The organism is Cupriavidus sp. 01T418, assembly GCF_056398885.1.
Genome location: NZ_JBFTQG010000013.1, coordinates 113,142 through 125,969, shown reverse-complemented (window position 1 = coordinate 125,969; position 12,828 = coordinate 113,142). Strand labels below are relative to the sequence as shown.

11 protein-coding genes are annotated in these 12,828 nt (G+C 67.6%); 2 read left to right on the top strand and 9 right to left on the bottom strand.

Going from position 1 to position 12,828, the window contains the following annotated elements:
- The 8 genes from AC1DQ3_RS15935 to AC1DQ3_RS15900 all read right to left on the bottom strand — a co-directional run bounded on the left by AC1DQ3_RS15935 (position 1) and on the right by AC1DQ3_RS15900 (position 8,956).
- Positions 1-1,485 (bottom strand): dihydrolipoyl dehydrogenase family protein, encoded by a 1,485-nt coding sequence (locus AC1DQ3_RS15935; protein ID WP_477121138.1) that lies wholly within the window; start codon positions 1,483-1,485, stop codon positions 1-3.
- 83 nt (positions 1,486-1,568) lie between these two features.
- Positions 1,569-2,498, bottom strand: a complete 930-nt coding sequence (locus AC1DQ3_RS15930; RefSeq protein ID WP_477121137.1) for a patatin-like phospholipase family protein — start codon at positions 2,496-2,498, stop codon at positions 1,569-1,571.
- A gap of 30 nt (positions 2,499-2,528) precedes the next feature.
- On the bottom strand, positions 2,529-2,945 hold the full coding sequence (locus AC1DQ3_RS15925) for a PaaI family thioesterase (protein WP_477121177.1): 417 nt from the start codon (positions 2,943-2,945) through the stop codon (positions 2,529-2,531).
- 200 nt (positions 2,946-3,145) lie between these two features.
- Positions 3,146-4,660 (bottom strand): tripartite tricarboxylate transporter permease, encoded by a 1,515-nt coding sequence (locus AC1DQ3_RS15920; RefSeq protein ID WP_477121136.1) that lies wholly within the window; start codon positions 4,658-4,660, stop codon positions 3,146-3,148.
- Positions 4,661-4,673: 13 nt separating this feature from the next.
- Positions 4,674-5,147, bottom strand: coding sequence for a tripartite tricarboxylate transporter TctB family protein (locus AC1DQ3_RS15915; protein WP_477121135.1), 474 nt, complete (start codon positions 5,145-5,147; stop codon positions 4,674-4,676).
- Between the two features lie 273 nt (positions 5,148-5,420).
- A complete protein-coding gene (locus tag AC1DQ3_RS15910; RefSeq protein WP_477121134.1) occupies positions 5,421-6,389 on the bottom strand; it encodes a tripartite tricarboxylate transporter substrate binding protein in 969 nt (322 codons plus the stop codon).
- A gap of 423 nt (positions 6,390-6,812) precedes the next feature.
- Positions 6,813-8,282: a sensor histidine kinase gene (locus AC1DQ3_RS15905; protein WP_477121133.1), complete on the bottom strand. Its 1,470-nt coding sequence runs from the start codon at positions 8,280-8,282 to the stop codon at positions 6,813-6,815.
- The gene (locus AC1DQ3_RS15900; RefSeq protein ID WP_477121132.1) at positions 8,282-8,956 is read right to left on the bottom strand and encodes a response regulator; all 675 of its coding nucleotides are present in this window, start codon (positions 8,954-8,956) and stop codon (positions 8,282-8,284) included. Before AC1DQ3_RS15900 ends, AC1DQ3_RS15905 begins: the two co-directional genes overlap by 1 nt.
- A gap of 251 nt (positions 8,957-9,207) precedes the next feature.
- On the opposite strand from AC1DQ3_RS15900, the gene AC1DQ3_RS15895 reads away from it, so the two are divergent.
- Entirely contained in the window at positions 9,208-10,383 is a 1,176-nt protein-coding gene (locus AC1DQ3_RS15895) for an ABC transporter substrate-binding protein (RefSeq protein ID WP_477121131.1), read from the top strand.
- 16 nt (positions 10,384-10,399) lie between these two features.
- Here AC1DQ3_RS15895 and AC1DQ3_RS15890 read toward each other — a convergent pair whose 3' ends face one another.
- Positions 10,400-11,143: a TetR family transcriptional regulator gene (locus AC1DQ3_RS15890; protein ID WP_477121130.1), complete on the bottom strand. Its 744-nt coding sequence runs from the start codon at positions 11,141-11,143 to the stop codon at positions 10,400-10,402.
- A gap of 435 nt (positions 11,144-11,578) precedes the next feature.
- On the opposite strand from AC1DQ3_RS15890, the gene AC1DQ3_RS15885 reads away from it, so the two are divergent.
- Positions 11,579-12,808, top strand: a complete 1,230-nt coding sequence (locus AC1DQ3_RS15885; RefSeq protein ID WP_477121129.1) for an efflux RND transporter periplasmic adaptor subunit — start codon at positions 11,579-11,581, stop codon at positions 12,806-12,808.
- Positions 12,809-12,828: the final 20 nt, after the last annotated feature.

The following is a 12,828-nucleotide window of genomic DNA, read 5'->3' as shown; positions in this document are numbered from 1 at the left end:
TCAGCCGAACAGTTCCTCGGCCACGGTCGGATGCAACTGCACCGTGGTCCGCAGGTGCGACAGCCTGACCCCGAGCCGTACCGCCACGGCAAACGCCTGCATGATCTCCGGCGCGGCGTTGTCCATCATGTGCGCGCCCAGCACGCGGCCGCTGCGCGCATTCACCACCAGCTTCACCATCGACGCCTGCTCGCTGCCAGCGAAGCGGTTCTCCAGCGAGACGAAGCGGCGCACCACGGTCTCGATGCGCTCCGGCTTGCCGGCTTCCTCGATGGCAGCGCGCTCGGTCAGGCCCACGCTGCCAATGGCCGGCTCGCAGAATACGGCGGTCGGCACGAGGTCGAAATCCGCGCGGTCGCCGCGGCGGCCGAACAGGCGGTCGGCCAGCCAGCGGCCCTGCGCGCTGGCCACGGGGGTCAGGTGCCGCCCGTCGATGGCATCGCCGATGGCATGGATCGCACGCACCTTGGTGCGGAACGAGCGGTCCACCTCGATGCCGCCCTTCTCGGCCTTCTGCACGCCCAGCGCCTCCAGGCCGAGACCTTCCCAATGCGGATCGCGCCCGATGGCGGCCAGTGCTGCCTGCGCGCGCACGGTCTGGATACGATCCTTGCCACTACTGCCATTGACACCGCTTACGCCACCGCCCTGCTGCCGGTAGCACACATCGATGGCGCCGTTGGCCTGGTTCAGCAGCGTGACCTCGGCATTGAAATGCAGGCGCACGCCCCTGGCGGCGAGCGCCTCGGCCAGCGCGTCGGCAACTTCATGGTCGAAGCGCGACAGCAAGCGCGCCTCGCGCACCAGCATCTCCACCTTGACGCCGTAGCGCGACAGGATCGAGGCTTGCTCCACCGCCACGTAGCCGCCCCCGATCACCACCAGCGAGGCCGGCAGGCTTTGCCAGGTGAAGATGTCGTCGGAGGTGCAGGCCAGATCGAAGCCCGGCACCGGCAAGGCACGCGGACGCGCGCCGGTGGCGATCAGGATGCGTTTCGCGCGGAGGATCTCCGTGCCCACCTGCACCTGGTCCGGCGCGATCACCGTGGCATCGCCGTGCAGCAATTCCACGCCGGCTTCCTGCAGGTGGTGCGTATATGCCACGTGCAGCCGCGCCATCTCGGCATTGACGCGCACGATGGCGTCGCTCCAGTCTTCCTTGCCGCCGGTGTGCGACAGGCAGCCAGACAGGATGGCGGCCAGGCCGGCGCCATACGAGAGCATCTTCTTGGGTACGCAGCCGCGGTTGACGCAGGTGCCGCCGATGGCATCGCGCTCCACCAGCATCACGCGCGCGCCGTGCGAGGCCGCGCGCCGCGCCGCCGCCACCCCGCCCGAACCGGCGCCGATCACCACGAAGTCCGCTTCGCGCTGCGCGCCGGCGCGGCGCTTGCCGCGGCGGGGGACCTGTTCCACCGTTTGCTCGGTTGTCGCCCTGCGCGCGCTGCGGCGCTCGGTCGTGGGTCTTGCCTGGCGTTTCGTCATCAATGCCTCCTGTTGCGGCGCGAAGGCCGCATTGCACATCGTGATGACGGAGCCGCCAGGGCGGCCGGCGCGCGCGTTGGACGCTACGCGACGGTGCCTGGCTCCGTCTTCATGACTGACGGCCAATCACGCAAAAAGGTTTCCCCGTCGCGCCGGCCGAGCTCGTAGGCACCGATCATCGCGCCGGGCTGGGTGTAGTCCCAGCTCGAGATCGGTACCCGTTGCGAAGGTTGCAGGTAGAGCCGGCGCTGCGCGCCGTGTTGCAGTACAAAGCGCCGGGGACGTGGATAGAGCCGCGTCACCAGCACCAGCACGTCGCCGGGCGCTGCGTCGAGCGCGTCGACCGGCACGTTGTCGACCATGCCGCCATCCAGCACGGGCCGGCCATCGCGCCGCAGCACTGGCGTGAAGGGCGGGGTCGAGGACGATTGCAGCAGCAGGTCCGCCAGTTGCTCGGGCGAGCCGCAGTCCTGCGCGCGCACGAACTCCGGATGGAAGCCCAGCTTGCGGCCCAGGCGCGGGTGCAGCGTCTTGAGCCAGTGCTTCTCGATGTTGTAGGCCACCAGGCCGGCCATCACCGCCAGGCGCGGACCGCTCCAGCGCGGGATGTGGGCCACGCCGACGCGGATCTCCGGCGCGGCCTGCAGCCGCGCCAGGCGGCCCTCGCCGAAGATGCTCAGCAAGGCGGTGCGGTAGATGCCGTAGTGCGGAAACACGCGCTGTCCGGTCAGCAGGTTGCCCCAGTAGGCATTGCGCCGGTTGCCGGCGAGCACCTCGCGGTAGTACGCCATCACCTGCCGTGAGTCGTGCGCATACATCATGCAGGCCGTGGCCGCGCCGGCGGAAATTCCCGCGATCACGCGCGGGCGCAGGCCCAGCTCCGACGCCACCGTGTCCCACCAGCCGGCCTGCCACCAGCAGCGGTTGCCGCCACCGGCGAACACCACCTGGTCGAACGGCGAGGCGGCGGCGGGCTGGATGGGAGCAGGGACTACGCTGCGGGACTCATGCATGGATAGCGCGCAATTCAGTGATGGCGCCGCTCACAGCAGCGCATAGGTGCTGGTGGCCTGCACGGCCAGCTTGCCATCGGCGCCGGTCAGCTCGATCTCGCCGAACACCAGGGTCCTGCCCAGGCGCAGCACATTGGCGCGCACCAGCACGTCGCCGTCGATCACCGGACGCATGAAGCTGGTGGTGAGCGTGACGGTGGTCATGGGCCGGAAGGCGCCCAGCGCGCTGGCAACGGCCACGATCATGGCGGTGTCGGCCGCGGCCATCAGCACCTGGCCGCACACCACGCCGCCCGCATGACGAAATGATTCGTCGAAAGGCAGGCGCAGTGTTACGCCTTGCGCATCAACGGACTCGGCACGCAGGCCGAGCTGGCGCACCCACGGCGCCAGTACGCGTTGCAAGATGCCGTCGATATCGGCAAGCGTCAGGTTGGATTCCGGCATTGGCTTCAGCGTCGACTCTGGCATGGCACTCCCGTCTGTCTGGGGTGGGGCCGGGCCAGGTTGCTATTCCGTCTCCTGCGGCGCGGCGCGATGTTTGAGCCAATGATACAGGGGGCCGCGCCACCACGTCGGACGGACGTGAAGGCAAAAGGCCCGGCACCCTAAATGGCGTGCCGGGCCTTGCCCGCATCTTGCGCGAATCAACCGGTGGCGTCAGCCACTTTGCCGCGCGCCGAGCGCCGGGCCAGCCAGCCCAGGATGCGCGGGACCAGCACCACCGCTACCGTCATGGCCAGGATGGTGGCCGAGATCGGCTGGGTCACGAAGATCGACCAGTCGCCCTGGCTGATCGACAGCGCATTGCGCAACTGCTTCTCGGCGATGGGCCCCAGGATCATGCCCACGATCACCGGCGCGGTGGGGAAATCGAAGCGGCGCATGGCCATGCCCAGCAAGCCCACGACAAACAGCAGCAGCAGGTCGAACCACGACTGGCGGATGCCGTAGGTACCGAGGCCCGCGAAGATCAGGATGCCGCCGTACAGCAGCGGCGTTGGGATTCGCAGCATGCGCACCCACAGGCCGATGGCCGGCAGGTTCAGCACCAGCAGCATCACGTTGCCGATATACAGCGATGCCAGCAGGCCCCACACCAGGTCGCCCGAAGTCTGGAACAGCATCGGGCCCGGCTGCAGGTTGTAGTTCTGGAACGCCGCCAGCAGGATCGCGGTGGTGTTCGAGGTCGGGATGCCCAGCGTGAGCAGCGGCGCCAGCGTGGCGGTGACCGCGGCATTGTTGGCGGCCTCGGGGCCGGCCACGCCTTCGATCGCGCCGACGGTGCCGAACTCGTGCTTGTACCTGGACAGCTTCTTCTCGGTCGCGTACGACAGGAAGGTCGGGATCTCCGCGCCACCGGCCGGGATCAGACCGAAGGGGAAGCCGATGATGGTGCCGCGGATCCAGGCCGGCACCGAACGCTTCCAGTCCGACTTGGTCATCATGATCGAGCTGAGCCGGTTGAAGCTGCCGTCCGGCTGCGGGAAGAAGGCGTTGAACAGCGCCTCGCCCACCGCGAACAGGCCCACCGCAACCACCACGATGTCGATGCCGTCGTACAACTCCTGCACGTTCATCGAATAACGCGTCTGGCCCGACAGCGAGTCCATGCCGATCAGGCCGATGCCCAGGCCCAGGAACAGGCTGGTCATGCCGCGCAGCAAGGACGAGCCCAGCACCGCCGACACGGTGGTGAAGGCCAGCAGCATGATCATGAAATATTCACCGGGCCCGAACTGCAGGGCCACGTCGGCCGCGACCGGCGCGAACATCGACAGCAGCACGGTGGCGATCGTGCCGGCAGCGAAGGAACCGATGGCCGCGGTAGCCAGCGCCGGGCCGGCGCGGCCGTGCTTGGCCATCAGGTTGCCTTCCATCGCCGTGATCATGGTCGACGACTCGCCCGGCGTGTTCATCAGGATGGAAGTGGTGGAGCCGCCGTACATGGCGCCGTAGTAGATGCCGGCGAACATGATCAGCGCGGCGGTGGGTTCCACCTTGGCGGTGAGCGGCAGCAGCATTGCCACCGTCAGCGCCGGGCCGATGCCCGGCAGCACGCCGATGGCCGTGCCCAGGAAGCAGCCCACCAGGGCCCACATCAGGTTGATCGGCGTGACGGCGATGGCAAAGCCATGCATCAGCAGATTGAGAGTTTCCATGGATCAGCTCCGGTCAGAACCCGGCGACGGGCAGCAGCGGCAAATTGATGCCGAGCAGGAAGTTAAACAGTGCCCACATCGGCAACGTGATGCACAGGCCAATCAGGCCATCGCGCAGGAAGCGCCTGCTGCCGTAGCCGCGCGCCACGCAGATCATCAGCAGGGTCGACGCCAGCACGAAACCGAGCGTGCCGATCAGCGCCATATTGGCCACCAGGCCGGCGGCCACCCACAGGAAGCCGCGGAAATTGTGCGGCGCGCCAGGCAGTTCGGCATCTTCCTCGGGCATATTGCGAAAGCCGCCGCGAATGCCTTGCCAGGTCAACACCGCGCCGCATACGGCCAGGCCGATGGCAACCAGCGTCGGCATGAAGCGTGGCGACAGGCCCGCATAGCCTTCGTCGCCCGAGATGCCGGGGAGGCCGACGAAGTAGAAGACGGAGAGCAGCAATACGGCAATGCCGATCGCCAGGTGTGAGGGTTTCATTTTGGAAGTGGCTCCTTCATGCGGTGCCTGCGGCCGCGTTGTCCGACCTTTGGCTTCCCGCGGTTTGTCGTCCCCGCTTAGGGCGGGGGCCCGGCGATTTGTAGTTTGGTTTTTGGGTATCGCAGGTGGACACCGGACCCCCGCCTGCTGCATGCACACCGGGCGTCATGGTGCGCCGCAGGCAGGGCCGACAGATAAAACGCTGGAACAGTGGAACGGTAAAACGATAAAACACCGATGCAGTAAAACGGTACAGCGGCAAGGCAGGGCGGCTTACTTCGCCACGCCCAGTTCACGCAGCGTGCCACCCAGGCGGGCTGACTCGCTGTCCACGAACTTGCCGAACTCGTCGCCGGTCAGCAGGAACGGGGTCCAGTCGTTCCTGGTCAGCGTTTCCTTCCACAGCGGCGTTTCGGTTGCCTTCACCACCGCATCCACCAGCGCCTTGCGCTGCTCGGCGGAAATGCCGGGCGCGCCGTACACGCCGCGCCAGTTGTAGATCTCCACGTTGATGCCCTGCTCTTTCAGGGTCGGGATATCGGCGGTGCGTTCCTTGGAGGTCACGGCCAGCGCGCGCATCTTGCCGCTCTTGATAAAGGGCAGGAACTCGGACACGCCGGCAATGCCCACCGTCACGTGGCCACCCAGGATCGAGGCCGAGGCTTCACCACCGCCCTGGAACGGCACGTAGTTGATCTTCTTGGGGTCAACGCCGCTTTCCTTGGCCACCAGGCCCGCCAGGATATGGTCGATCGAACCCTTGGAGCCGCCGCCCCAGCTCACGCTGCCCGGGTTGGCCTTGAGCTGCGTGGTCAGGTCCTTGATGGACTTCAGCGGGGAGTTGGCCGGCACCGTGATCACCATGGTATCGGCGAACAGGCGTGCGATCGGGGTCGCGTTCTTCAGCGTGACCGGCGGCTTGTTGGTTTCGATCGCGCCCACCATCACCGCGCCGGTGACGATCATGGCGTTGGGGTTGCCCTTGTCGGTATTGACGAACTGCGTCAGGCCGATGGTGCCGCCCGCGCCGCCCTTGTTGTCGTAGGAGGCCGTCTTGGCCACGCCGGCGGATACCAGCGCCGCGCCCAGCGAGCGGCCGGTCTGGTCGAAGCCGCCGCCGGGGTTGGCGCCGATCATGAACTTCACGCTGTCGAGCGCGAAGGCGGGCGCGGCAGCCACGCAAGCGGTGATGGCGGCCGAAGCCATGACGACATGGGCAAAGCGATGAATCGAACGACGCATTACGGTCTCCTGATTTTTTTGGAGGGTTGCCGGTGATCGGTTGCCTGCTGGCGATGCTGGCGTGGCCCGACCCGGAGCCGTCCGGCTGGTCATGAAGCGGGTTGGCGCTGGCAGGAGAACCCCGCTGCGTGCCGGGGCGAGCCCGGCTGGCTAGGTCTTGTCTCCTGTCCGTTGCACCGCGGCATGCCGGACTTGTTTTTGACTTCTTCCTTGGTTTGGCCGTATTAACGACCATGGCGAGATTCTAGTGGCGGGAAACTGTCAAAAGGCTGTCAATTCGACAGGGAATTGATCGGGGTTTACGTGGGGATAATGTCCGGACATTACCGATTTAATGCTGAATGAATTAGGAATCGTGCCTAAATGCCCGGACCGGTTCGCGCCGGTTCCGTCCCGCGCGGCACAGGCGCAGGTGGCCTGCGGTCAGTCGCCGATCGGCAAGCTCAGCACGGCTCTGACCCCGCGGCCCTGTACCGCGTCGCCCAGCGTCACCTTTCCGCCGAATCGCGTGGCCATTTCGCGCGAGATGGCCAGCCCCAGCCCGGACCCGGGCTCGATATTGCCGACCCGCCGGTAAAAGCGCGCGAACACCTTGTCGCGCTCCTCGGCCGGGATACCGGGCCCGTCGTCTTCCACTACCAGGCAAGCAGCATCCTGCATGCGCGCGGCGGAGAGGGTGATGCGGCTGCCGCGCGGCGAATACTGGATGGCGTTGTGCACGAGGTTGGCGAAGGCTTCACGCAAAAGCGCGGCGTCGGCGCGCACCGGCAGGGCGAGTCCGGCAGGGCGCTCCCAGCCGAAATCCTGTTGCTTGCCGCGCGCCAGCGGCAGGTAGTCCAGCGCAACCTGCTCGGCGACGGCAACGGCGTCGGTCAGCTCGACGGGCTCGGCGTCGCCGGGCATCTCGCTGTCCTGATGCTGGCGTACCCGCGCCAGCGCCAGCAACTGGTTGGTCAGGCGCGCGGCCTGCTCCAGCTGGGTCACGATGCCGCCAACCGCCTCCTTGGCGGCTTGCGCTTCGCGCGTGGGATCGGCCCCCGCGCACAGCTGGCGCTGGGCAAATTCGGCCTGGGTCTTGAGGATGGCCAGCGGCGTGCGCAACTGGTGGGCGGCGTCGGCGATGAACTGGGCCTGGGCCTGCGTCATCGTGGCCGAGCGCGAGACGTGCAGGTTCACGGCATCCACCAGCGGGCGGACTTCCATCGGCACGTGGTCGAAGGCCAGTGGTGCGAGGTCGTCGGCGGAGCGCGCCTGCACATCGTCGCGCACACGCGCCAGCGGGCGCAGAACATAGGTGATGCCGGCCACCAGGATGGCCGCGCTGATCAGGATCAGCAGCACGTCGCGCGCCAGCGCGCCGCGCCACACGGTGGCGATCAGTGCAAAGCGCGGCTCGGCGGTTTCGGCCACCTGCACGATGACGCGCATATGCGCATTGGGCCGGTACACCGGATGCGCCAGCACGGCAATGCGCACCGGGTCGCCCTTGTAGTCGGCATCGTAGAAGCGCGGCTGGTTGCTGGCGATTTCTCCCTTGGGCAGCGGCAGGTCGTCGTAGCCGGTGACGGTCTCGATCCGGCCGTTGCGCTCCAGCGAAACACGGTAGAACACATGGGTCTGCGTCGCGGTCTCGAACATTTCCATGGCGGCGTCCGGCAACGCGAGCTGCACGCTCTCGCCGGCCATGCCGATGGCGTTGTCGATGGCGCGCACCGAGCCATACAGAGAGCGGTCGTAGGCCGCGTTGGCGGCGTCGCGCAGCGTGCCGTAGGTCAGCCAGGTGTCGAGCGCCATCATGGCCGCCAGCGCGGGCACCAGCAGCAGCAGCAACTGGCGGCGCAGGCTGCCTTGCAGCCAGCGCCGCAGCCAGTGCCGTGGCAGGCGGTGCAGCATCAGGGCTGCCCTTCCGGTTCCAGCAGGTAGCCGAAGCCGCGCAGCGTGACGATGGTCACGCCGTGGCCCGAGAGCTTCTTGCGCAGCCGGTAGACCAGCACTTCAATGGCGTCGGGGTTGACGTCGGCATCGAGCGAGAACACCTTGTCCAGCAACTGCGCCTTGGTCAGCGGCTGGCCGCTCTTGGCCAGCAGCGCACCCAGCAGGGTCGATTCGCGCGGCGTCAGCGCCAGCGGCGCGCCGGCCAGCGTGAAGCTGCGGGTCTCGCCGTCGAACACCAGCGTGCCGCATTGCAGGCGGGGATGGGCGCGCCCGCGGCTGCGCCGGATCAGGGCCAGGATGCGGGCTTCGAGCTCGGCGATGGCGAAGGGCTTGGGCAGGTAGTCGTCGGCGCCGAGGTTGAGTCCGCGCACGCGCTCGTCGAGCGTGTCCTGCGCGGTCAGGATCAGCACCGGTGTGCGGTCGTCGCGCCCGCGCATGGACTTGAGCACGGCCAGGCCGTCCTTGCCGGGCAGCCGCAGGTCCAGCACGACCAGGTCGTATTCCTCGGCCGTCAGCCGCGCCTCGGCCTGCAGGCCGTCAGCGACGTGTTCGATCACGAAGCCGCCCTGCTCCAGTGCGCGCGCGACCCAGCGCGCCAGTTCGATCTCGTCTTCCACCAGCAACAAGCGCACGGCGGTCCTCCCTGCTCGATAAGCGTCCGATTAAAAAGAAGCGATGGCCTGGTTGCCGGGATGGGCGATGCCGCCGCCGCCGCGAGGACAAGCCAGCGGGCGCCTATAATACCCCCGCCCCGGGCCGCGCGCGGCGAGTGAGCCTTGGCCCGGTTTAGCCACCGATGTCACCACCGATGGTTCCTGCCTTGCGCAAAGTGCCCCCGCTGCCCTCCCTCGAACTATCGTCCGCGTCACCCCCGCAACCGGCTTTGCCTTCGGCGCCGGCTGCCGTCGCCACCGGCGGGCCGGCAAGCTGGCAGCGGCGCCGCGTGCTGGCCAGCGCCGCCGCACTGGTTGCCGGGCCAAGCGGCGGCGCGCGTGCCCAGGCCGTGCCGCCGGTGCCGGCCGGCTACCCGGCGGGCTACGCCGAAATCATCGCGCGGGCGCTGCAGGAAGGCTCGGTCAACGTGCATGCTTCCACCGACACCGAGATGGCGCAACCGCTGGTGGCGGCGTTCGAGGCACGCTACCCTGGCCTCAAGGTGCGCTACCAGGATCTCAACACGCTGGAACTGAGCGACCGTTTCCTGGCCCAGAGCGCGCGCCTGGGCGCGGGCCAGGCGGCCGGACCGGACTATGCCGACGTGCTGTGGAGCGCGGCCATGGACCTGCAGATCAAGCTGGTCAACGATGGCCATGCCTTGCGCTACGCCTCGCCCGAACGCGCCGCCCTGCCGGCCTGGGCGGCATGGCGCGACGAAGCCTGGGGCACTACCTTCGAGCCCGCCGTGATCGTCTACAACCGCCGCCATTTCGCCGGCATGCACTTGCCGGGAAGCCGCACCGGCCTGGCGCGCCTGCTGCAGGAGAACACCCCGCGCTGGCGCCAGCGGGTGGTGACCTACGATGTGGAAAAGTCCGGGGTGGGCTATCTGCTGGCGCAGCAGGACGCGCGCATGGGCGACGAGTTCTGGTACCTGGCCCAGGCCCTGGGCCGCTGCGGCGTGCAGTTGTCAACGTCGACCGCCAACATGATCGAGCGCATCGCCTCGGGCGAATTCGTCATGGGATACAACCTGCTGGGTTCCTACGCGCTCTCGCTGATGGAGCGCGGCGCGCAGATCGATGTGATCGCCCCGCGCGACTACACCCTGGTGATGTCGCGCGTGGCGTTTATCGCGCGCCGCGCGCCGCATCCCAACGCGGCCCGGCTATGGCTGGATTTCCTGCTGTCGCGGGCCGGCCAGACGGTGCTGGGTCGGAGCGCCTCGCGGCTCTACACCATCCGTACCGATACCGACAGCGAACACACCGCCGCGGCGCTTTCCGAGCGCCTGGGCTACGCGCTCAAGCCGATCAGCGTGGGCGCCGGCCTGCTGGCGGCGCAGGACATGCTGCGCAAGCGGACGTTCCTGGCGCGCTGGCGCGAAGCCGTGCGGGGCTGAGTCCGAAGCCTGTGCCCTATGCCTTTTGGGGCAATGTCTGCGCGGCGAGCCCCGTCCGCACTTTCTGTGCCTCTTCGCATATCGAGGCCACTACCTCCTCGAGTTTCGCGACCGGACGCGCCACATAACCCTTGCGCAAGGCCGGCGAGAACCTGAGCGTATCGACGAAGGCGTCGGACACCCGCTCGGCGTTGGCCCCCAGATCGAAATCGTCGGGCGCGAACAGCCAGTGCGACAGCATGCCGCCGATGGAGGCATGGAACACGTTGACGGCCAGGTCCAGGTCCAGGTCGGCCGGCAACTGCCCGCGTTCCACGGCCAGGCGCAGATGCTCGCGCATCTTCACCGTGCCTTCCTGGTGCGACTGGCGCTGCCGCTCGAAGATGGCGCCGTTGTCCTCCACCATCTCGCACTTGTGGAACACGATCTCGAACACCCGCCGCCACTGCGGGTTTTCCACGGTCTGGCGCAGCACGAAGGCGCAGATATCGCGAATGCTGCCCAACGGGTCCTCCTGGCTCGCGATGCGCTCCGGCGCGCACAGCGCCTCGAGCGGCAGGTGGACGCGGTCGGACATGGCGGCGAAGACGTCGCTCTTGTTCTTGAAATGCCAATAGATGGCGCCGCGCGTCACGCCGGCTGCCTCGGCGATGTCGGCTAGCGAGGGACGGGCAACGCCGCGGGCGTGAAAGACTGTCTCGGCCGCGTCGAGAATGCGGTGGCGTGTTTCAAGTGCCTCTTCCTTGGTGCGTCTGACCATGATGTTCTCTGGTGCCGGCCACGAAGGCCGGTCTGGTTCTCTCCCTGAGTGCAGGGTGGGGCCCGCTTTGCACTGTGCGCGCGCGCGCCGGTGCGTCGGGACCTGGTTTTATATAAGGGGCGATCGCCGCGTTGCAACAGGTTCTTACATACATGCTTGAATGTATATATAATACGCGCTCGCCTGACTTTCGGCCACTCAATCGGTCGAGCGGCACCGCAGCGCCTTCTCTACATTTCGCGGTGCCATGTCGGCATGTCGGCACTGATTTGCAACCATTCGTCGCAAGCGTCACGTCTGCGTTGCCAATTGTGGCTAGCATTTACCTTTTTTGCCCGCTTTCCGGCGCCTTGCAGGACAGCGGGCCACGCCGTATCCGGACCCGAAACCGGGAGCGCATGCGGCCGATCTCAAATTGCCATCATGGGGTTATCGATGAGGAAGTCCCAACGTATCACCTGCGTTGCCGCTGTTGTGTTGTCGGCGCTTGCGCTCTCCGCCTGCGGCGACAAGAAGCCCCAGGCCGGTGCCAAGCCGCCACCGGAAGTGGGTGTTGTCACCGTCACGCCCACCACCGTTTCCGTGATCAACGAACTGCCCGGCCGCCTGGAAGGCGTCCGCACCGCCGAAGTGCGGGCGCGGGTCGCAGGCATCGTGCTGTCCCGCAACTATAGCGAGGGCGGCGAGGTCAAGGCAGGCCAGCTGCTGTTCAAGATCGATCCGGCGCCTTACCAGGCACAACTCGAGTCGGCCAAGGCCAGCCTTGCCCGTGCCGAGGCCAATGCCGCCGCGGCGCGCCAGAAGGCGGAACGCTACAAGCCGCTGGTGGCCGTCAATGCGGTGAGCAGGCAGGAATACGACGATGCCGTGGCCGCCGCCGGCCAGGCCACCGCCGACATCGCCTCGGCCAAGGCCGCGGTCTCCACCGCCCAGATCAATCTCGGCTACACCGCCGTGACCGCGCCCATCAGCGGCCGCGTGGGCCGTGCGCTGGTGACGGAAGGCGCGCTGGTCGGCAGCGGCGAGGCCACCAAGCTGACCACGGTCGAGCAAGTGGATCCGATCTGGGTCACCTTCACCCAGCCCGCCAGCGAAGTGATGAAGCTGCGCCGCTCCATCGAGAGCGGCAAGGTCAAGGGCGTCGACGGCGCGCGCGTCCACCTGTTCATCGAGGACGGCCGCGAGTACGAGCAAACCGGCAAGCTGCTGTTCTCGGACATGACGGTCGACCCGACCACCGGCGCCATCACGCTGCGCGCGCAGTTCTCCAATCTCAAGCGCGAACTGCTGTCGGGCACCTTCGTGCGCGTCAGGGTCGAGCAAGGCGTGGACGAAAACGCACTGACCGTGCCGCAGCGCGCGCTGATCCGCACGGGCCAGGGCGCATCGGTGCTGGTGGTGGGCGGCGACGGAAACGTGGCTTCGGTGCCGGTCAAGGCCCCCCAGGCGATCGGCGAGAACTGGATCGTCACCGAAGGCCTCAAGGGTGGCGAGAAGGTGATCGTCGAGGGCTTGCAGAAGGTCAAGGTCGGCGCGCCCGCCAGGGCGGTGCCGTTCGTCTCGCAGACCGCCGCTGCCTCGGGCCCCGCCGCGCAGCCGGCCGCCGGCGCAGCCCCGGCTCCTGCCGCGGTGACCGCTGAAAAGACCGAAGCCAAGCAGGGTTAATCACAGCGCAAAACGAAGGG